Here is a 20,931-nt window from a genome sequence, read left to right as displayed (position 1 = left end):
CCCCGCCGGTTCCAGCATGAGCAGCGGTGTTCCAGCCACAGCCCGCGTTACCAGAACGGCCCGCCGAACCGGCGGGACGAAGGTCAGCGCGCGCACGGTGCCCGAGGAAACGCCCGTGGCGCTTTCCTATGGCGGCACAACCCATGCCGTGATGATGGCGACACCGGCGGACCTCGAAGACTTCGCCCTGGGCTTCAGCGTCACGGAAGGCATCATCGCCAGCGCCGACGAGATCGACACGATCACGGTTCAGGAGCTGGGTGCGGGCATCGACCTGCAGATCCGCCTGCGCGACACCGCCAACAGGCGCTTCGAGGCGCGGCGCAGGCGTCTTGCCGGCCCGGTCGGCTGCGGCCTGTGCGGCATTGAAAGCATCGAGGAAGCGATGCGCAGCGTGCCGGAGGTTTCCGCATCGCCGCGCTTCACCGCCGCTGATCTCACCGGGGCGGTCAGCGAGCTTCACAAGTTTCAGGAGCTGCATCACGCCACCGGCGCGGTGCATGCCGCCGGCTTCTATGTCGCCGGCAAGGGCATCGTGGCCGTTCGCGAGGATGTGGGCCGGCACAATGCGCTCGACAAGCTGGCGGGCGCACTGGTGAAGGCGGGCATCGATGGCGCTTCCGGCGCGGTCGTCGTTACCTCTCGCGTGTCCGTCGAGATGGTGCAGAAAACGGCGGCCATCGGCGCGCCGCTCATCGCCGCCGTCTCCGCGCCGACAGCACTTGCCATCCGCACGGCGGAAACCGCCGGCATGACCCTCGTCGCCCTCGTGCGGGGCGAGGAGTTCGACATTTTCACCCATCCGGAACGCGTGACGATTGGAGCGACCAGACATGTCGCATGACGATAAGTTCAAATCCGGCGACGAGCGCCTGGTCTACATGGCCAACCAGATCGCCACCTTCTTCACCTCCCAGCCAAAGGAAGAGCAGGTCGCGGGCGTGGCCGACCACATCAACAAGTTCTGGGAGCCGCGCATGCGCACGCACCTGTTCCAGATCATCGAGCAGGGCGGAATGGGCCTGTCGCCCATGGTCATGGAAGCCTCCGGGCAGATCAACCGCCCGAAGGCGGCCTGAGTCATCAATGGAGCCTCGGATCAATCCGAAAACCGGATTCCACTTTTCGGTCCGATGCTCAAAACGACTTCCTTAAATTGATCGAGACATCCGTCACCGCGCTCTCCGGCGCGGTGATGAAGAGATCCGCATTGGCGTTGAGGCTCAAGTCGAAGTTCCGCGCCGTGCGATGCGTATAGGAAAAACCGAAGCGCGCGGGCAGATCGCCGCTCGCCAGGTTCACATCCACGGTTTCATAGGTGATCAGCCCTTCTTTTGTGCGCGCCACCGGCACGCGCAGCGTGGTGTGGCCCGCCAGCGGGTTGGGTTTCATGCCCGCATAGAACCTTGCGCGGTCCCCCGCCTGCAAAAGCCCGGTCTTGTCCAGCATCAGGCCGCCGCTTGCATAGGTGAGTGCGCCGTAATCGATCAGCGCCTCCTCTCCTTCCTGCGCATGAGCCAGACCCACCTCGCCATAACCCGAGAAGGACCAGCCCCCGCCGAGCCGCGCCGTCAGCGTTGCCCCGGCGGAGAACCGGCCGCTGCTTTCAGCCAGGGCGAACGGGCTTGACGTCGACATGCCAAAAAGCCGGCCGCGCCCGTGCCCGCCCGAAAGCGTGACCTCGCTCGTCATGATCCCACGCCTTGTCAAACGCGACAGCGCGAACTGAACCGCCTCGCTTTCATTCCGCTCCACCATACCGCCTGCAAATTGCAGGTAGTCCCCCGCCCCCAGCGGCATCAGGCGGGAGAGAACCAGCCCGTCCTGTGTCTCGGTGAAGCCGTGTGAAAAGAACAGTTTGGCCGATGCGGTGCTGTGCAGGCTCTGCCTCTCGGATGAGGGCAGGTTTGCAAAGGCAAAGGCGAAATCCAGCTTTTCCTGCTGCGCGGCGAGCCTCTGCGCCACACCGATGCCCGATGGCGCATGCATCCTGTTTGCCGGCGCGAGCACCCTGCCATCGAGATAAAAATCTCCGCCCAGCGCATCAAGCGCCATGATCCGTCTGCCCGAAAGCGCCTTGGAAACCGCGTTGCCGACAATCGGCGGCGCGCTTGTGGCAGCTGCTGAAAGCGGCGTCTGCCGCCCCTCGCCCACCCTTGCGCCCGAGGCGATGGAGAGCCCCCCCACCGGCGAAAGCGCCGCCTTCATGTCCGGCACGCCGTGGCCGTAAAGATGCGAATAGGCGCGGCGGACACCCGGCGCAAAATTCTGATGCCCCGCGATCGAATTCTGAAAACCGTCCCAGTCGCGCTGCGCCGTGGCGAGCAGGCGCGTGGTCCACTCCCCCGGCGAAAGGGTCGGAAACGCCTGCGCGAGAAGCGCTATCTCTCCCGCCACCTGCGGGGCGGCGTAAGATGTTCCCGTGCCAAGCTGGTAACTCCCGTCATCGACATCTGTCGCGACACGCAGCGTCCCGTCGGCAATGACGCAATAGCGCGCCGCCATACCACATGGCGCTGAAAGGAGATCTGCGTCGAGAATGTCTCCCGTCTTCCCGTCGACGGAGAAGAGCGCATTGCCCACGGCGATCCACGCCTCGGCGAGTTCGGGAACGAACTCGGGCAGGGCGGCCCAGGCTGTTGCGTCATGCAAAGTCCGGTCGTTGGAGTTCGTGAAAACCAGAACACCGCCTTTCTGGAACGCGTCATAGGCTGCAAACAGCGTACGCCATGTCTGCGGGTCGTCGCCCTGCCGGTCAGCGAGGTGTCGCGCATAATCCGTGGTTCCCGAGGCCCCGAAATCCCGCGCTTCCGCATCGGCCTGCTTCTCCGTTTGCCAACCCCAGGAATTGTTTTGCGCCACAGCCCCGTGCCTGGCTGCATCGCGGATCGCGGCGACCATATGCGCCATGGCGTCATCGTCCGACACATCCTCCCAGGAAGAGATATGAAGACGTGCATCGGGCGCCACCCCCATCGCACCGACACCATCGGCGGCCCCTGCTGCAATCGCGGCGACGGCTGTGCCATGGCTGTCACGCCCTATCGTGCGGCCCGGCGCGGTGTAGCGGATGACATCCTTGCCCGCGAGCTCTCGATGCGACAGGCGATATCCATTGTCGAAAATCGCAATCGTCTGGCCATGGCCCGTCAGGGGCCTGCCGCTCCAGTCGGTGGCCGTATGGGCGAAATGGATGTTCTGCAAGGCATAGGCGGACGTGCCCGCACAATCGGGATTGGCAGACTGAGAACACAATCGCGGCTGGCCGAACTGGCTGCGAATATGGTTCTCCTCACCTTCGCCAGGGTCGGAACGTCTGAACTCCGGCGTCTGCCGGTATTGCGCTGCCGCCACCGGGTCGAACGCGGGATAACCGCCCGTATAGACCGGTGGCTCGGGCTGTTCGGGCTGTTCGGGCGGTTCGGGCTGCTGAACACTGCTCGCCTTTTCCCCGTCTCCACCACCGCAGGCGGTGAGAAAAAGGCCGAGCCAGACTGTCAGAAAGAAACGGCAGTAACGGCCCATGAAATGGCGCTCCCTTGTCGAAACCGAATGGCATCAACACGGAAACATCCTTATGCGCAAAGCAAGATGAACTTATGCAGGGTCCTGACCCTAGGCATCCGCCCGCTCATCATGCCGTCAGGCGCATTGTCCCGACGGCGCGAACAGGCAACGGAAAACCGACCGCAACTTCCGGCGCGGCTTACTTCACCACGGCCCAATGGATCGGGAACATCGGATCGAAAACGGTGATCGTCCCATCGGAGCTGTAGACCGAATGCGGGAACTCCACCGGTTCGTCGCGACGCTCGAGCGTGATCGTGTCTTCATTGGCCGGCAGGCCGTAATAGGCCGGTCCGTTGAGCGAGGCGAAGGCCTCCAGCCGGTCCAGCGCCCCCTCTTCCTCAAACACATGCGCCAGGCACGACATGGTGTTGATGGAGGTGTAGATGCCAGCGCAGCCACAGGCCGATTCCTTGGCCGGGTCCAGATGCGGGGCCGAATCCGTGCCGAGGAAGAAGCGGCTGTCGCCCGACGTCGCCGCCTTGCGCAGCGCCAGCCGGTGCTCTTCGCGCTTGGCCACGGGCAGGCAGTAGTAATGCGGGCGAATGCCGCCGGCCAGAATGGCGTTGCGGTTGATGATCAGGTGATGGGTGGTCAGCGATGCCGCGAGGTTCTTCTCTGCACCCTGCACATAGTCGACGCCGTTCTTCGTCGTCACATGCTCCATGATGACCTTGAGCTCGGGCAGACGCGCGCGCAGCGGCTGCAGCACGGTTTCGATGAACACGGCCTCACGGTCGAAAATGTCGATGGAAGCATCCGTCACCTCGCCATGCACGCAAAGCGGAAGACCGATTTCGGCCATGCGCTCCAGCACCGGCTGCACCTTCAGAAGATCGCGCACACCGCTCTGCGAATTGGTGGTCGCGCCCGCCGGATAAAGCTTCACCGCCGTAATGTGTCCGTCGCGATAGCCCGCAGCCACATCCTCGGCATCCGTCTGCTCGGTCAGATAGAGTGTCATCAGCGGCGTGAAATCATGGCCTTCCGGCTTGGCCGCCATGATCCGCTCCCGATAGGCGAGCGCGTCTTTCACCGTCACCACCGGCGGCACCAGATTGGGCATGATGATCGCGCGGGCAAAGTCGTCGGAGGAATGCGGCAGCACCGCCTCCAGAACCGCGCCATCGCGCAGATGCAGATGCCAGTCGTCGGGGCGGCGGATGGTGAGAGATTTCACGGAACGGATACTCCTGACAGCAAACGGGGCGCGCATGGAACCTGCGCGCCCCTTTTCAATCGCTCATGCCGCACCGGATTTCAAGGGCGGGCGCAGCGCTCCCACCCGATGAAGGCGGCGCGGCAAAGCCTCACGCCACCTGATAGTCGGGCGCAGACCGCAGATAGCGCGCATAGGCATCGGCATCGGGCGGCGAGAGGTTCTCGGCCAACGGGTTCCGCCGCTTCTCACGTGCGCCCATATCGTCGATCAGCTCATCGAAATGCTTGAAGTGATAGGGCGCGACGCAAAGGCCACCATAGATCTTGGCCGCCGGGCGTTCATTACGCCGCCAGTTCAGCATCATGTCCATATTGGCCCGCATCTCGTCCGGCGTCGGCTGCTTCGCCAGCTGGCCGTCCGCGTAACGCACCAGCCATTCGGAGGCGAGGTCGGCGCACAGCACCGTGCAGAAGGACGAGTTGAAACCGACGAAGCCCAGATCGGGAATGTCCGGATTGGCGATCAGGCGATAAAGCCGGTACTGGCCATCCGGCTCCACCAGCTTTTCGCGATACTCGGCCGGCAAATAGGGCACGCCCAGTTTCCAGCCCACTGCGAGAATGGCCATGTCGGCCTTGATCCGCTCGCCGCCCGTGAGCCGGATCGCGCCGGGCTCATAGCTTTGAAACGTGCCCTGCACCGCCTTGATGCGCCCGTCCGCCACCATCTCGAAAAAGCCGGGCGTGGCGATGGGCACCGAGCAGTTGACCCCGCCCTCAATCGGCTCTTTCGGCTTCAGCCCGGTCTTGTTTAGCTTGAGCTGCACGGTCAAAAGCGCTTCGAGCGCGCGCCAGTGCGCCCAGACGAAAGGCCGGGCAACCGCATGGTTGAAACGCGCGAGACCGCTGAGGCTCCAGCCGGGGAACATCTTTTCCTGCGCGCGGATATAGAGGATGCGTTTGAAGTTGATCAGCCCGCCAACGAAGTAGGGAATGCGCCAGACCGATTCCAGATAGACGATGGTGACCGAGGCAGCGCCCGACTTGACCGCACTGACGGCAATGTCCGTGGCGGATTTCGAAAAGCCCAGAACCGTAACATTCTTGCCCTTCACCATGGCGGGGTCGGTGTATTCGGAGGAATGGATGACCGTTCCGCCCGCTTCCTCGAATTGCTCCTGCCCCGGATGGGTGAGGATGTTCTTCTCGCTGAACTGCCCGGTGCAGATGGCGACGAAATCAAAGCTCTCGCTCACCTTCCCGCCATCGGCGGTTTCCAGATCGAGTTCCCAGCCGGGCATGCCGTCTGCCCGCCGGCGCATCGAGGAAACGGCGGTGTTGAAGCGGATGAGCGGGCGCAGGCCGTGGTCGTTCGCGTAATCCGAGAGGTAGGAAAACACCTGCGGCCCCTTGGGCCATTCGGGAAAATCCTTCGGCATCGCCTTGTCGGTGTAGCGATACAGATCCTTGGGGCTTTGCGTCTGCACATCCGGGTAGGAGCGTGATGGTTCCCACACCCCGCCCAGTTCGTGACTGCGCTCCAGAACCGTGACCGCGTGGCCGCGTTTCTTGAAGGAGCGGGCTGCGGCGAGGCCGCTGACGCCTGCGCCGATCACGCAGACTTTCTTTCGTGTTGTCATGGCGTTGTTCCTCCCGTCCGGCAAATTCGGGACGAGCATCTCCCCGCGCCGCGTTCCCGCACGTCGCCGAAGATCCGATTGCCGGTTCGATTGTTATCGGGTCTGTGGGCCGGCCCAACCCCGAGCCGGCCAAATGCCTGGAATGAAACGCTCTAGTCGTTTGCTTCCGGCGGCAGGAAGTCCACTTCGTGAAGCGCTGAGACCTTCACCACTTCCTCCGGGTCGGTCATGTTGTGCAGCTTCTCGAACAGGGCTTCGAGCTTGCGCGCCGGCGACACCCAGAAGAGCGCGCGGGCCGGCTTGTCGGACTTGTTGAAATAGCCATGCGGAACGCCGCGCGGCATGCGCACCAGGTCGCCGGCCTTCGCCTTCATCCACTTGCCGTCAAGCTTCAGGTCCAGCTCGCCCTCCTGCACCAGAATGAACTCTTCCTGGGTGGGGTGAACGTGAACGGGCACGAACTGGCCCGGGTCGCTGTTGGTTTCGAATGCGAAGGTGGAATCGCAGGTGGCCTTGGGGAAATAGACCTGGCCCAGAATGTTCCATTCCGTGCCGGCATAGCCCTCGCCATTCGCGGTGACGCCCTTTTCGAGTTCCTTTTCCATGATGTTCCTCCCTTGATCACGGAGGCTCATGGTGCGCCGAGGGAGGGCGAAAGAATATCCGGAAACCGCAGCGAATATCCGAAAAACGAAAAAAAATGACCGCATTTTTCCCGAAAACGAGACGGTTCTTGGCGAAACCGCAGCGCCTGCTAAACTCCGGGAATGGTGATCGCCCGGGAGGAGTGGGGCGGCCACCCGTTGTCCAGCCACGTCCTGTTTCAATCGGACGATTTGGACTGCGCGCGGGAGAAGGTCGCCCGGAAATTCTGCAACCATCGGCTTGAAGTGGTCGGTGGAGGGCATTTTCGCGCCGCGCATCACCACCAGCCCGGACGCCTCATCTCGCTAAACTACATCAGCTATGGCGCCGATGTGCTGATCGATCCCGGCGCGCTGGAAACCTTCTATCTCATTCAGCTTCCGATCTCCGGCTGCGCCACGATCAAGCACAACCGGCGGGAGTTTCTGACCGATGGCGAAACCGCCTCGCTGCTCAACGCCGACCGCGAAACCACCATGCGCTGGTGGGCGGGGTGCGAGCAGGTTCTGGTGCAGATCCACAAGGCCTCGTTCATGGATTTCGCCGAGCAGCTGTGCGAGCGCAGCCTGCCGGGGCCACTCGTGTTTGACCCGGTGATCGACTTCACCCGGCCCGAGCTTTCCGCCTGGCGCTATCTGGTCAACGCCATGTTTCGCGCCGCCGATGCGCGCGAGCAAAAGGCCTTCAGCCTGTGCGCCGCCTTCAACGAGCAGCGCATTCTCGAAGCGCTTCTCAGGCTCCAGCCCAACAATCTCTCACCCTTTTTCGACAGGCCGCAGGAGGCAGCGCCCCGCCAGGTGAAACGCGCCGACGACTTCATCAGGGCCAATGCCCACCGCCCGGTCACGCTGACCGAGATTGCCGCCGCCTCCGGCGTTGGCGCGCGGGCGCTGCAGCTTGCCTACAAGCGCGCACACGGCATGTCGCCCATGCATGCGCTGACGCATGAACGGCTGTGCCGTGTGCGGTTCGATCTGGAGAATGCGCAGGGCGACGTGTCGGTGACGGAAACGGCCCTGCGCTGGGGCTTTACCCATCTCGGACGCTTTGCCGCCGACTACAGAAAAACATTCGGCGAACGCCCCAGCGACACGGCGCGCCGCGCCGCTTACTGACAGCCTGTTTTGCCTACGGCATTTTCAGCGCGGACACCGAAGCCTCACTGTTGTGAACGTAATCGGCCGCGTCCGGCTGGCGTTGCAGGATCAGGATGAACAGGAAATCCATCAGCGTGAGCTGCGCATCGCGCGAAGTGATGGCCGAGGAGCGCACCCGCTCTTCATCGGCCACCGTGTGCAGACGAATGTCGGCGGCGCGCATCAGCGGGTTCTGCTGAAGACCCGTGACGGAAATGACGGTCGCACCACGCGCTTTGGCGAGTTCGGCAATGCGCACGGTCTCGATGCTGGTGCCCGAATAGGAAAGCGCGAACAGCACATCCTCTTCGCGCAGTGTCGAGACATTGGCCATCTGCACATGGCTGTCGCTGTCATGCAGCGCGTTGCGGCCAAGCTTTTGCAGCTTGTAGGAGAAGTCACGCGCCACCAGCGACGAAGCGCCGACGCCGGCAATGTGGATGCGGCGCGCACTGTCGAGCGCATCGAGCGCCCGGACGATCTCCGGCTCGTGATTGGCGGCCAGCGTCTGCTGCATTGACAGAAGCTTGCTGCTGATCAGCTTCTGCGAAATCGTGGCATGGCTGTCGCCCATCTCGATGGTCGAGTGGATCATGCCCGGCGGCACCTGCCATTCCTGCGCCTTGGCCTTGCTGACGGCCAGCTTCAGATCCTGATAGCCGGAAAACCCGAGCTTCTGACTGAATTTCACCACGCTCGACTGGCTGCGGCCCGTCTCTTCGGCAAGGGCTGCCGATGAAAGCCTGAGCACCCGGTCGGGATTGTCGATGATGAACTGCCCGATCTGCCGATCGGCCGGAGCCATCGTCTCAAGCTGCGCGTCGATGATCTTCAGGACGGACATGGCTTCCTTTCGTGGGCGCAGGGCCGGAAATACGGCCGGGCATGAGACTGGGCACGAGACTGGGGCGCGAAACTAGATGAATTTCGCTGCCAGGGGAATCCCGAAGGAATTACGGTATGGAATAATATATTCCCAAGAGGGCTTGATCAAAGGAATTCGCCCGTAGAGACTGCCCCTTCGCCACACGGTGTTACCGGAACAGCAATCATGGACAGACTGAGAATAACAGGCGGAAAGCCTCTTCACGGCACCGTCGCCATTGCAGGGGCAAAAAACGCGGCCCTGCCGCAGATCGCAGCGGCGCTTCTGAGCCCGCACCCGGTTGAGCTTTCAAACCTGCCGCTGGTTTCCGACGTGGAGAACATGCTGTGCGTCGCAGAGCTCTACGGCGCGACGGTGACCCGCAACGCGCATTGCGCCACCATCGACGCCAAAGAGATCGCGGCGCGCGAAGTCTCCTATGAGACCGTGCGCAGGATGCGCGCCACGGTTCTGTTTCTGGGACCGCTTCTGGCGCGCTTCGGCGTGGCGCGGGTTTCGCTGCCGGGTGGCTGCGCCATCGGCGCGCGGCCCGTGGACATGCATCTGAAGGCGCTTGAAATGCTAGGCGCGGAAATCGGCATGGAGGGCGGCCTGATCGTCGCCCGCGCGAGTGACGGCCTCAATGGCACGCGCGTGATCCTGAGCTCGCCCTCGGTGGGCGCGACCGAGACCACCATGATGGCGGCGACCACGGCGCGCGGCGAAACGGAGATCCTGAACGCGGCGCGCGAACCGGAAGTGGCCGACCTCGCCGCCTGCCTGAACGCCATGGGCGCGAAGATCGAGGGAGCGGGAACGCACCGCATCATTATTGAAGGCGACACGGCGTGGCGCGCAGCGGCGCATCACATCATTCCCGACCGCATCGAGGCGGGCACCTATGCGGTGGCTGCGGCCATCACCGGCGGAGCGCTGGAGCTGGTCAATGCACGCATGGAGAACCTCGCTGCCGTGATCCAGGCGCTGGAGGTGATGGGGGTGAATGTGTGGCCAAGCGACCGGGGGCTGGTCGTTTCAAGAAACGCGCCCCTGCGCACGGCGGACCTGACCACCGAACCCTATCCCGGCTTTCCGACCGATCTTCAGGCGCAGTTCATGGCGCTTGCCTGCTGCGCGGAAGGCACGTCGCTGTTCCGCGAGACGATCTTTGAAAACCGCTTCATGCATGTGCCGGAACTGACGCGGCTCGGGGCCGAAATCTCGCTTCAGGGCACCACCGCCGTGGTGCGCGGCGGGCGGCCGCTCAAGGGAGCACAGGTGATGGCGACGGATCTGCGCGCCTCGGTCTGCCTTGTGCTGGCGGCGCTGGCAGCCGAAGGGGAAACCGTCATCAACCGCGTCTACCATATCGACCGGGGCTATGAACAACTCGACCGCAAGCTGGCGCAGTGCGGCGCGGATATCGAACGGTTGCGGGCATGAGTGGATCGCAGGCGCAGGAGCGCTTTTATCTTGGCGTCGATGGCGGCGGCACGGGTTGTCGGGCGCGCATCGAGGATGCACGGGGCGCGGTGCTCGGACAGGGCCTGTCAGGCCCTGCAACCACCCGGCTTGGCGTCGATGAGGCCTGGGCCTCGGTGCGGCGCGCCTTCGAGGCCGCCATTGAGGAAGCGGGTTTTGGCGACGCGCAGACTGCCCGCACATATGCCGGCGTCGGCCTTGCCGGCATGCGCCGCAAGGGCGCAGTCGAAGCCTTTGAGGCGCTGCCGCATCCATTTGCCGGAATCGTTTTCGCCAGCGACAGCGACACGGCCTGTCTGGGTGCGCATTCGGGCCTCGACGGGGCAATCGCGATTGCCGGGACCGGGTCTGTCGGGCTGGGTCTCGTGGAAGGAAGACGGCTGCGCATCGGCGGTTATGGCTTTCCGATTTCCGATGAAGGCAGCGGCGCGGATATGGGTCTCAACGCCGTGCGCGCCGCCCTGCAGGGGCATGACGGGCGCATCCCCAATAGCGCGCTGCTGACGGAACTCATGCGCCGCTTTGACGATGATCCCGCCGAGGTTATCGCGTGGATGGATCGGGCCACCGCCACCGACTACGCCACCTTTGCGCCCATGGTGCTGCGCCACGCAGATCAGGGTGACGCGGCAGCCCGGCGCATCGTGCAGGATGCGGCGGCGCAGATCGACATGCTGGTGCGCACGCTTTTCGATCAGGGAGCGCCGCGCGTGACGCTTCTGGGTGGTCTCTCGGGGCCGCTGGAACCCTGGCTCTCGCCCGATGTGCGCCGGCGGCTGAAACCCGCCGATGGCGACGCCGTGGATGGGGCGATCATTCTGGCGCGCCGGGCGGCGGAGGGGCGGGCAGCGCTTTAGGCGCATCACGGTTGGGTTGAACCGTACAACCGCGTTGCATCAACGCTGTGCGTGGTTCGACAGGCTCACCATGAGGGAGGACGCTGGCTGCATGCCTGATCCAGGCACCTTGGAAAAGAGGGCACCTAAACACAGTCCCCTTTCCGCAAGGTATGTTCCTCCCTCATGGTGAGCTTGTCGAACCACGCATGACCGAAATCACCGCATGCCGCCCTCAAGAAACGAGGCCCGCGCACCGGGCGCGGGCCATCCTGTTCAGCGCAGTTCCTTGCGCAGGATCTTGCCGACATTGGATTTCGGCAGATCGTCGCGGAACTCGACATATTTCGGACGCTTGTAGCCGGTGAGGTTTTCCTTGCAGAACTTCTTCAGGTCCGCCTCGGTGAGGTTTGCGTCCTTGCGGACAACGAAGAGCTTGGGCACCTCGCCCGAATGCTCGTCCTCGACCCCGACAATGGCCGCTTCCAGAACGCCGGGATGACCAGCGACCACCTCTTCCACCTCATTGGGGAAGACCTTGAAGCCGGACACCACGATCATGTCCTTCTTGCGGTCGACAATGGTGACCTGACCGTCTTCGGCCATGGTGCCCATGTCGCCCGACCGGAAGAAACCATCCTCCGTCATCACCTTGGCGGTCTCGTCCGGGCGGTTCCAGTAACCGGCCATGACCTGCGGGCCGCGAATGCAGATCTCGCCGACCTTGCCGCCGGGCAGATCCTTGCCGTTGTCATCGCGAATGGTGATGTCGGTCGAGGGAACCGGATAGCCGATCGTTCCGGTGAATTCCTTCGCGTCGAAGCTGTTGACGGTTGCGACCGGAGAGGTTTCCGACAGGCCGTAGCCCTGTGAAATGACGCAGCCCGTCAGCTCCTGCCAGCGTTCGGCAACGCCGCGCTGCACCGCCATGCCGCCGCCGAAGGTGACAAGAAGGCTCTTGAAGGGAAGCTTGCGGAAATCCTCATTGTTGAGGAGCGCGTTGAACAGCGTGTTGAGGCCCGGGAAAATGTGGAAGTCGAAGCTCTGCAGCTCCTTCACGAAGGCCGGGATATCACGCGGATTGGGGATCAGCACATTGTTGCCGCCCAGCTTCATGCCCATCAGCGCGTTCACCGTGAGCGCGTAGATGTGATAGAGCGGCAGCGCGCAGATGAGCACCGGCGCTTCCGGCTTCGGCTTGCCGATATAGGCGCTGCGGAACCACAATTCGTTCTGGATCACATTGGCCATGACATTGCTGTGCAGCAGCGTCGCGCCCTTGGAAACGCCCGTCGTGCCGCCCGTATATTGCAGGAACGCATTGTCGGACAGCGTCACATTGACCGGCTTGAAGCCCTTTGATGCGCCGCGCTTCAGCGCATCGTTGAAGGAAACATGCCCCGGCAGCGACCAGGCCGGCACCATCTTCTTCACCCGGCGCACGACCAGATTGACGATGAAGCCCTTGAGCCCCAGAAGATCGCCCATCGAGGCCACGACCACATGCTTGACCGTCGTTCTTGCCGCGACGGCCTGAAGCGTGTGGGCGAAATTCTCAAGGATGACGATGGCCTCGGCCCCGGCGTCGTTGAGCTGATGCTCAAGCTCGCGCGGCGTGTAGAGCGGATTGACGTTGACCACCACGTAACCGGCCCGCAGCACCGCCATCATGGCGACGGGATATTGCAGGACATTGGGCATCATCAGCGCAACGCGCGCGCCGGGCTTCAGTCCAAGCGACTGGAGATAGGCGGCGAAGCGCTCCGACAGCGCATCAAGCGCGCGATAACTGAGCGCCTTGCCCATGCAGGTGAAGGCCGGACGGTCGCCATGGGCCTTGCAGGCGTCGACCAGAAGATCGCCCAGCGACGCGAACGGATAGTCCCCCATCTCGGCGGGAACGCCTTCGGGGTAATGATCGACCCAGGGGCGCGGAAAATCCGCCCCGGTATTTTTTGTCTTTTTGGCCGCCGTTTTGGCGCTTTTGGCGGGCTCCGCCGTGGGGGCGACGGTCTTCTCGCCCTTGGCGGTCGTCTTTGCGCTTTTAGACAACTGTTCCTCCCAGAAAGAAAACCCAGCTATAACGTTTACGTTCACGTAACAAAAAACGCAACGCCAAGCGTTTTTGAAAGGCCAACCGTATTTGAAAGAAAGGGCGGGCGCACGGCTTCACTGCGGCTCTGCCCGGAGCAAGGCGGGGGACGGCATCACTGTCCATAGCCTTCATGCTCTTCGAGAAACGCCAGCTCTTCCGGCCCGCTCTCGCGGCCAAGCACCCGGTTTCGATGCGGAAACCGGCCAAAGCGCGCAACGATGTCGCGGTGCTCGATGGCGAATTTCAGCGCCTCTTCCTGCCCGAGCGAACGGAACAGCATCACCGCGCGCTCCTGATCCGCAAGCACTTCGGAGTGCATGTAGGGCATGTAGAGGAATTGCCGCTCGCGCTCGTCCATCCCATCGTCGAAGCCTTTCTCGATGGCCTGCGCTGCGACCTCGATGGCGAGTTCATCCGAGGAGAACGCGCCGGGCTGACGCCGATGGATGTTGCGCGGGAACTGATCGAGTACGATCACGGCGGCCAGAGCGGCCTTTGGATCGGTCTTCACATTTTCAGGCAGCTTCTGCACGAGCTGTTCGTGCAGCGCGCCGAAGCGCTCGCGGATGAGCGCGTCCGTCTCTTCACTGACGGTGAACCAGTCCCTGGGCGTCAGCGTGCCGAACCAGAAGTCCAGAACCTCGTCTTGCCAGTTTTCGCCCATGCGGTTCTCTCCTCGAAATAACGGTATGCTTATGCATATGGTCCTTGCGGGACCTATACTACAATATCCTGGATGGAGATTTGTTGCGCCCATCAAGACCGATTCGACAAAAAGTTGCATTTGCGGCGTGAAAGTGATCGAGGGAGTTCCCTCACCTTTCGATCTTTGCTTATATGCCGGCTTCCAGGGCCTCATAAGCAGGCTCATGCGAGAGTTAGGGAGACCTCAATGAAAACCAAAACGACCTTTGCGGCTGCGCTGCTTGCCGCCACGGTTCTGAGCGGCGCTGCCAGCGCCAAGACGCTTGTCTATTGCTCGGAAGGAAGCCCGGAAGGCTTTGATCCGGCGCTCTACACCGCAGGCACCACGTTCGACGCATCGTCGAAGCCCGTCTACAACCGTCTCGTGCAGTTCGAGCCGGGTACGACGAAGACTGTTCCGGGCCTTGCAGAGAGCTGGGAAGTTTCCGACGATGGTCTTGAGGTCACCTTCAAGCTTCGCGAAGGCGTCAAGTTCCACACCACGGACTTCTTCACGCCGAGCCGCGACTTCAACGCTGACGACGTGCTGTTCTCCTTCAACCGTCAGTACAGCAAGGACCACCCGTACAACGCCTATGTCGAGGGCGCGTCCTGGGAATACTTCAACGGCATGTCCATGCCGGACCTGATCAAGTCCATCGACAAGGTCGATGACTACACGGTCAAGTTCGTGCTGAACCGCCCGGAAGCACCGTTCATCGCCAACCTGGCCATGGACTTCGCCTCCATCTTCTCGAAAGAATATGCTGACCAGCTCGCAGAAGCCGGCACCATGTCTGACCTGAACCAGAAGCCCGTCGGCACCGGCCCCTTCCAGTTCGTGGCTTACCAGCCCGACGCCGTGATCCGCTACAAGGCGCATCCGGACTACTGGAACGGCAAGCAGCCGATCGACGATCTGGTGTTCGCCATCACCACCGAGGCCTCCGTGCGCCAGCAGAAGCTGATCGCAGGCGAGTGCCACATCACGCCTTACCCGAACCCGGCCGACATCGAGAGCCTGAAGGCAAACGATGCGCTGAAGGTTGACGAGCAGGAAGGCCTGAATGTCGGCTACCTGGCTTACAACACCAAGGTTGCGCCCTTCGACAATGCGAAGGTCCGCAAGGCGCTGAACTCGGCGATCAACAAGGAAGCCATTCTCGACGCCGTGTTCCAGGGCGCCGGTCAGGCAGCCAAGAACCCGATCCCGCCGACAATGTGGTCGTACAACAACGCCGTTGAAGACGACGCCTACGATCCGGAAGCATCGAAGAAGATGCTTGAGGAAGCAGGCGTTACGGATCTCTCCATGAAGATCTGGGCGATGCCCGTTCAGCGTCCGTACAACCCGAACGCACGCCGCATGGCAGAGCTGATCCAGGAAGACTTCTCCAAGGTCGGCGTCAATGTCGAGATCGTCTCCTTCGAATGGGGTGAGTATCTCGAGCGCTCCAAGGAGGAAGACCGCGACGGCGCAGTGCTGCTCGGCTGGACCGGCGACAATGGCGATCCGGACAACTTCCTCGCCGTGCTGCTCGGCTGTGACGGTGTTGGCGGCTCCAACCGCGCCCAGTGGTGCAACGAGGAGTTCGAGGGCCTGATCCAGAAGGCCAAGACGCTTTCCTCGCAGGACGAGCGCGCCAAGCTCTATGAAGAGGCCCAGGTCGTCTTCAAGCGCGAAGCACCCTGGGCAACCATTGCGCACTCCGTGGTTCACATGCCGATGCGCAAGGAAGTCACCGGCTACAAGATGGACCCGCTCGGTGGCCACGCCTTTGAAGGCGTAGACCTCGCCGAGTAGGCCCCACAACAGAGACAGGAACCGGCGGCAGCGCGAGCTGTCGCCGGTCGTGTATTAGATGCTCCGTTTCTTTCTTTCACGGCTGGCGCTGCTGATCCCCACATTCATCGGGGTCTCCATTGTTGCCTTTGCCTTCATCCGCCTCCTGCCAGGCGATCCGATCATGCTTCTCGCCGGCGAACGCGGCATGAGCGAGGAGCGCTACCAGCAGCTTCAGTCGCTCTACGGGTTCGACCAGCCGCTGTTCGTTCAGTATTTCCATTACATGACGGACCTGCTGCAGGGTGATTTCGGCACCTCCATCGTCACCAAGCGCCCGGTGCTTCAGGAGTTCCTGACGCTGTTCCCGGCCACGCTGGAACTGTCGCTCTCCGCGATCATCGTGGCGATTGCCATCGGCGTTCCCGTCGGCGTCATCGCCGCCGTCAAGCGCGGCTCCTGGCTCGACCAGACGGTGATGGGCGCAGCCCTTGTCGGCTATTCCATGCCGATCTTCTGGTGGGGTCTGCTACTGATCATCCTGTTCTCCGGCATTCTTGGCTGGACGCCGGTTTCAGGCCGTATCTCGCTGCTTTACTTCTTCCCGCCCGTGACCGGCTTCATGCTGATCGACAGTCTTCTGTCGGGCCAGCCCGGCGCCTTCAAATCGGCGGTTTCGCACCTCATCCTGCCGACCATCGTGCTGGCCACGATCCCGCTTGCGGTGATCGCCCGCCAGACGCGCTCGGCCATGCTTGAAGTGCTCGGCGAGGATTATGTGCGCACGGCGCGCTCGAAGGGCCTTCCGCCCCGCCGGGTGATCGGCCTGCACGCGCTGCGCAACGCCCTCATCCCCGTGGTGACCACCATTGGTCTCCAGGTGGGTGTGCTGCTCGCAGGCGCCATTCTGACCGAGACGATCTTCTCCTGGCCGGGCATCGGCAAGTGGATGGTCGATAGCGTGTTCAAGCGCGATTATGCGGTGGTGCAGGGCGGACTTCTGCTCATTGCCGCCATCATCATGATCGTGAACCTGATCGTGGACGTCCTCTACGGTCTGATCAATCCGAGAATCAGGCACTGACCATGACCTCGACAAACACAAAAGACCCGAATGCCGCCGTCGGTCTCGAAGGCGGCACGGTCATCGCGGTCTCACGGCGCGCCCGTCTTGCGGAGTTCTGGTACTATTTCAGCCAGAACCGTGGCGCCGTGATCGGCCTCTATGTCTTCATCGCAATCGTTCTGATCGCCATTTTCGCGCCGGTGCTCGCACCGCACAGCCCGACCATGCAGAACCGCGGCTTCTTCCTGCTGCCGCCGGTCTGGGAGGAGGGCGGCAACTGGTCGTTCATCCTCGGCACCGACGCCGTGGGCCGCGACGTGCTTTCACGCCTGATCTATGGCGCGCGCTTCTCGCTGTTCATCGGCGTGGTGGTGGTGTCGGTCGCCGTCTCCGTGGGTATTCTGATCGGCCTCATCGCCGGTTATTTCCGCGGCGCGGTAGACACGGTCATCATGCGCGTGATGGACATCATCCTCGCCTTCCCGTCGCTGCTTCTGGCGCTGGTTCTGGTCGCCATTCTGGGACCGGGCCTCGTCAACGCGATGATCGCCATCGCGCTTGTGCAGCAGCCGCACTATGTGCGCCTGACGCGCGCTGCGGTGATGTCGGAGAAGGGACGCGACTATGTGACGGCGGCACGCGTTGCCGGCGCGGGCAACATCCGGCTGATGTTCAAGACCATCCTGCCGAACTGTACCGCACCGCTGATCGTGCAGGCGGCCCTCTCCTTCTCGGCCGCGATCCTTGATGCGGCGGCGCTGGGCTTCCTGGGCATGGGTGCACAGCCGCCCACACCCGAATGGGGCACGATGCTGGCCGAAGCGCGCGAGTTCATCCTGCGCGCCTGGTGGGTCGTCACCTTCCCGGGTCTCGCCATCCTGATCACCGTTCTGGCCATCAACCTGATGGGCGACGGTCTTCGCGATGCGCTCGATCCCAAGCTGAAGAGGTCGTGACATGAGTAACAAGAACGGTGCTCTTCTCGACATCCGCAATCTGAGCGTCGAGTTCGAAACGGCGGGTGGCACCCTGCGTGCGGTGGATGGCGTTTCGCTGTCCGTCGATGCGCGCGAGGTGCTGGCCATCGTCGGCGAATCGGGCTCGGGCAAATCCGTTTCGATGCTTGCGGTCATGGGGCTTCTGCCCTGGACCGCGAAGGTCAAGGCGGATGCGATGCTCTTCCAGGGCCGCGACATCATGAACCTGTCTCCTGCCGAACGACGCAAGATCGTCGGCAAGGACATCGCCATGATCTTCCAGGAGCCGATCGCCAGCCTCAATCCGTGCTTCACGGTCGGCTTCCAGATCGATGAAACGCTGAAGATGCACACCAATCTGACGTCCCGCCAGCGGCGCGACCGGACGGTGGAACTCTTCGAGGCCGTGGGCCTGCCCAATGCCGCCGATAGGCTGAGCGCCTATCCGCACCAGATGTCGGGCGGCCAGTGCCAGCGCGTGATGATCGCCATGGCGATTGCCTGTGATCCCAAGCTTCTGATCGCCGACGAGCCGACCACCGCGCTCGACGTGACGATCCAGAAGCAGATTCTCGATCTTCTGGTGTCGATCCAGGTCGAGAAGGACATGGGCATGATCATGATCACCCATGACATGGGCGTGGTGGCGGAAACGGCCGACCGTGTGATCGTGCAGTACAAGGGCAAGAAGATGGAGGAAGCCGACGTGCTTTCGCTGTTTGAAAAGCCCCAGCACCCTTACACCAAGGCGCTGCTTTCGGCCCTGCCGGAGAATGCGACGGGCGACCGCCTGCCGACCGTCTCCGACTTCGTGTTCGATGAAGCGCCGCAGACAGGAGCCCGCCCATGAGCGAGATCGTCCTGGAGACGCGCGGCATTACGCGCGACTATCACATCGGCGGCGGCTTTTTTGGAAAAGGCCGCACCGTCCATGCGCTGAAAGGCGTCGACCTGAAGGTCGAGAAGGGCAAGACGCTGGCCATCGTCGGCGAATCGGGCTGTGGCAAATCCACCCTCGCCCGAATCATGACGATGATCGATGCGCCCACCTCCGGTGAACTGCTGATCGACGGCAAGCCGGTTGAGATCGGCAAGAAGGGCGTGGATCCCGAAATGCGCCGCAAGGTGCAGATCGTTTTCCAGAACCCCTATGGTTCGCTGAACCCGCGCCAGAAGATCGGTGACGTTCTGATGGAGCCGCTGATCATCAACGAGAAGGTTCCTGCCCAGGAACGGCGCGAACGCGCCATGGAGATGCTCTTGAAGGTTGGCCTGCAGGCCGAACACTTCAACCGCTATCCGCACATGTTCTCGGGCGGCCAGCGCCAGCGCATCGCCATCGCGCGCGCGCTGATGCTGCGGCCACGCCTGCTGGTGCTGGACGAGCCGGTTTCCGCGCTCGATCTTTCGGTGCAGGCGCAGGTGCTGAACCTTCTGGCGGACCTTCAGGAAGAGTTCGGCCTCACCTATGTCTTCATCAGCCACGACCTTTCGGTGGTGCGCTACATCGCAGACGAGGTGATGGTGATGTATTTCGGCGAAGCCGTGGAGTACGGAACCCGCGATGCGGTGTTCTCCGACCCGCAGCACGAATACACCCGGTCGCTCTTTGCAGCGACGCCGCGCGCCGATGTGGAAAGCATCCGCAAGCGGCTGGCTGAAAAGGCCGCCTGAAGCGCCTCAGCCTGACAGACATTGAAAAGCCTGGGACCGCAGAGGCCCCGGGCTTTTTTTATGATCACAGCGCGGCGCCTGAAAGAGTGCGGCTAAAGCAAATTCCAGGAAAAGTGGGAACCGGTTTTCCGTCCGGAATCGCGTCAAATCAAAGAGCCAGGGCGTTTTCGCGTTTCAGCGAAATTGCTCTAGGGGCTCTTCGGCAGAGCATAGCCTGCCTCTTCCGCCCAGCGCACATGCTCCTCTGCCTTCTCCAGAAGCCATGTGCGCATGGCGATGACGGAGGGGCTGACAGGCCCGCGCGACACCGAGGAGAGATAATAGCTGTTGCGTCCGGGCACGGACGGGCCGCAGGGCCGCACCAGACGCCCGTCGCGCAGCATGGCCGCCGCCGTGACGTCATCGCCAAGCGCCACGCCAAGCCCGCGCGCCGCAGCCTCAAGACAAAGCTGCGTACGGTGAAAGATGAGATGGCCCGATGCGGCGCTGAGGCTGGACCCCTGACGCCGCAGAAGCTCGTCCCATGTGTTGACACCCCGGTCGTAGATCAGCTTGTTGGCGATGAGCCCGTGGGTGCGCACATGCTCTGCGCGCTCCGGCGTGCAGACGGGGAAGATCGTGAAATCCAGAAATGGCTCGCGCGAATAGCCCGGCACATCGAGCCGCCCCCAGGTGAGCGCCAGATCCGTGTCGGGCGCGATGGTGCGCGGCGGCTCGGGATAGGAGCGTAGTTCCAGCTCGATGCCCAGCGTTTCCAGAACTTCGTCGGTGAGCAGCGGCATGAGCCAGAGGGCCGCCAGATCCGAATCGGATTCCAGCACCACCCTGCCCTTCGCGTTTCGCGTGGCGCGCGTGCCCGTATCCAGCGAGATGAGCATCAGCGCATCGGCGACGATTTCCGCATAGCGCGCGCCCCCTGGTGTGAGCGCCACCTGCCGGTGCCGCCGCTCGAACAGCGGCATGCCGAGATCGGCTTCGAGATTCTTGATGTGTCGGCTGACGGAGGCATGGGTGACGCCAAGCTCTTCGGCGGCGCGCGAGAAGCTCTGGTGCCGGGCGGCGGCATCGAACGCCCGAACGGCGTTGAGATTGGGCAGGCGCTGGCGCATGGCTTGGGGTCAGGACCTCTTCCTATGGCCGCAATGGTCGGCCTGATTTGCGCGGATATGCTCGCCGGGCCGGTTCGATGGACGCTCGATCGACCGGCGACCTGCTGCGTCAAAGCCCTTGATCCCGGGGGGAGGGGGGAATGGCCCTGCCCGCAGCGTAACATAAACGCACACAACAGGAAGAATAATTTCTATTGTGTAAAACGGCCAT

At 62.8% G+C, this 20,931-nt stretch carries 18 protein-coding genes; 10 read left to right on the top strand and 8 right to left on the bottom strand.

All coding sequences use genetic code 11. The features are described from left to right. The first annotated feature begins 16 nt into the window (after positions 1–16). Positions 17–844, top strand: coding sequence for a formate dehydrogenase accessory sulfurtransferase FdhD (fdhD, locus tag NDI72_RS17510; protein ID WP_283801163.1), 828 nt, complete (start codon positions 17–19; stop codon positions 842–844). Continuing rightward, positions 834–1,079 carry a formate dehydrogenase subunit delta gene (locus tag NDI72_RS17505; protein ID WP_113153772.1) on the top strand — a complete coding sequence of 82 codons (246 nt, stop codon included), beginning with the start codon at positions 834–836 and terminating at the stop codon, positions 1,077–1,079. The genes fdhD and NDI72_RS17505 overlap by 11 nt, the downstream gene beginning before the upstream one ends. A 58-nt stretch (positions 1,080–1,137) precedes the next feature. On the opposite strand, the gene NDI72_RS17500 is transcribed toward NDI72_RS17505, so the two are convergent. From NDI72_RS17500 to NDI72_RS17485, 4 genes are all read right to left on the bottom strand, one after another. After that, positions 1,138–3,525: a S8 family serine peptidase gene (locus NDI72_RS17500; protein WP_283801161.1), complete on the bottom strand. Its 2,388-nt coding sequence runs from the start codon at positions 3,523–3,525 to the stop codon at positions 1,138–1,140. Positions 3,526–3,706: 181 nt separating this feature from the next. Then, entirely contained in the window at positions 3,707–4,747 is a 1,041-nt protein-coding gene (gene pyrC / locus NDI72_RS17495; RefSeq protein WP_206995771.1) for a dihydroorotase, read from the bottom strand. Between the two features lie 130 nt (positions 4,748–4,877). Further along, positions 4,878–6,368: a flavin-containing monooxygenase gene (locus NDI72_RS17490; protein WP_283801160.1), complete on the bottom strand. Its 1,491-nt coding sequence runs from the start codon at positions 6,366–6,368 to the stop codon at positions 4,878–4,880. 152 nt (positions 6,369–6,520) lie between these two features. Further along, complete coding sequence (locus tag NDI72_RS17485) at positions 6,521–6,973, bottom strand: cupin domain-containing protein (protein ID WP_113153768.1); 453 nt, start codon at positions 6,971–6,973, stop codon at positions 6,521–6,523. Positions 6,974–7,171: 198 nt separating this feature from the next. Between NDI72_RS17485 and NDI72_RS17480 the strand changes: the two genes are divergently transcribed. Further along, a complete protein-coding gene (locus tag NDI72_RS17480; protein ID WP_283801157.1) occupies positions 7,172–8,128 on the top strand; it encodes an AraC family transcriptional regulator in 957 nt (318 codons plus the stop codon). A gap of 13 nt (positions 8,129–8,141) precedes the next feature. Here NDI72_RS17480 and NDI72_RS17475 read toward each other — a convergent pair whose 3' ends face one another. Continuing rightward, positions 8,142–8,993: a MurR/RpiR family transcriptional regulator gene (locus tag NDI72_RS17475; RefSeq protein WP_206546564.1), complete on the bottom strand. Its 852-nt coding sequence runs from the start codon at positions 8,991–8,993 to the stop codon at positions 8,142–8,144. A gap of 207 nt (positions 8,994–9,200) precedes the next feature. Here NDI72_RS17475 and murA point away from each other — a divergent pair, with 207 nt between their 5' ends. Both murA and NDI72_RS17465 read left to right on the top strand, forming a co-directional pair. Then, positions 9,201–10,457 carry a UDP-N-acetylglucosamine 1-carboxyvinyltransferase gene (murA, locus tag NDI72_RS17470; protein ID WP_283801155.1) on the top strand — a complete coding sequence of 419 codons (1,257 nt, stop codon included), beginning with the start codon at positions 9,201–9,203 and terminating at the stop codon, positions 10,455–10,457. Beyond that, positions 10,454–11,353 carry a glucosamine kinase nucleotide-binding domain-containing protein gene (locus tag NDI72_RS17465; RefSeq protein WP_206995763.1) on the top strand — a complete coding sequence of 300 codons (900 nt, stop codon included), beginning with the start codon at positions 10,454–10,456 and terminating at the stop codon, positions 11,351–11,353. Before murA ends, NDI72_RS17465 begins: the two co-directional genes overlap by 4 nt. 255 nt (positions 11,354–11,608) lie before the next feature. On the opposite strand, the gene NDI72_RS17460 is transcribed toward NDI72_RS17465, so the two are convergent. Together NDI72_RS17460 and NDI72_RS17455 are read right to left on the bottom strand one after the other, a co-directional pair. Continuing rightward, positions 11,609–13,384 (bottom strand): long-chain-fatty-acid--CoA ligase, encoded by a 1,776-nt coding sequence (locus tag NDI72_RS17460; RefSeq protein WP_210346649.1) that lies wholly within the window; start codon positions 13,382–13,384, stop codon positions 11,609–11,611. Between the two features lie 155 nt (positions 13,385–13,539). Continuing rightward, positions 13,540–14,091: a DUF924 family protein gene (locus tag NDI72_RS17455; RefSeq protein WP_206546560.1), complete on the bottom strand. Its 552-nt coding sequence runs from the start codon at positions 14,089–14,091 to the stop codon at positions 13,540–13,542. A 228-nt stretch (positions 14,092–14,319) separates the two neighbouring features. Here NDI72_RS17455 and NDI72_RS17450 point away from each other — a divergent pair, with 228 nt between their 5' ends. The 5 genes from NDI72_RS17450 to NDI72_RS17430 are packed head-to-tail and all read left to right on the top strand — an operon-like array spanning position 14,320 to position 19,611. After that, entirely contained in the window at positions 14,320–15,915 is a 1,596-nt protein-coding gene (locus NDI72_RS17450; protein WP_206546559.1) for an ABC transporter substrate-binding protein, read from the top strand. Between the two features lie 58 nt (positions 15,916–15,973). Beyond that, positions 15,974–16,978, top strand: coding sequence for an ABC transporter permease subunit (locus NDI72_RS17445; RefSeq protein ID WP_113153760.1), 1,005 nt, complete (start codon positions 15,974–15,976; stop codon positions 16,976–16,978). A 2-nt stretch (positions 16,979–16,980) separates the two neighbouring features. Then, positions 16,981–17,916, top strand: a complete 936-nt coding sequence (locus NDI72_RS17440; protein WP_210343997.1) for an ABC transporter permease subunit — start codon at positions 16,981–16,983, stop codon at positions 17,914–17,916. 1 nt (position 17,917) lies between these two features. Then, positions 17,918–18,787: an ABC transporter ATP-binding protein gene (locus NDI72_RS17435; RefSeq protein ID WP_113153759.1), complete on the top strand. Its 870-nt coding sequence runs from the start codon at positions 17,918–17,920 to the stop codon at positions 18,785–18,787. Next, the gene (locus NDI72_RS17430) at positions 18,784–19,611 is read left to right on the top strand and encodes an ABC transporter ATP-binding protein (RefSeq protein ID WP_113153758.1); all 828 of its coding nucleotides are present in this window, start codon (positions 18,784–18,786) and stop codon (positions 19,609–19,611) included. Before NDI72_RS17435 ends, NDI72_RS17430 begins: the two co-directional genes overlap by 4 nt. A gap of 188 nt (positions 19,612–19,799) precedes the next feature. On the opposite strand, the gene NDI72_RS17425 is transcribed toward NDI72_RS17430, so the two are convergent. Next, positions 19,800–20,720 carry a LysR family transcriptional regulator gene (locus NDI72_RS17425; protein ID WP_206546557.1) on the bottom strand — a complete coding sequence of 307 codons (921 nt, stop codon included), beginning with the start codon at positions 20,718–20,720 and terminating at the stop codon, positions 19,800–19,802. Between the last annotated feature and the right edge of the window lie 211 nt (positions 20,721–20,931).

This window comes from Nitratireductor sp. GZWM139 (assembly GCF_030068685.1).
In the GTDB taxonomy this organism is placed as follows: domain Bacteria; phylum Pseudomonadota; class Alphaproteobacteria; order Rhizobiales; family Rhizobiaceae; genus Nitratireductor; species Nitratireductor aquimarinus.
This window is presented reverse-complemented; position numbering and strand designations above follow the sequence as displayed.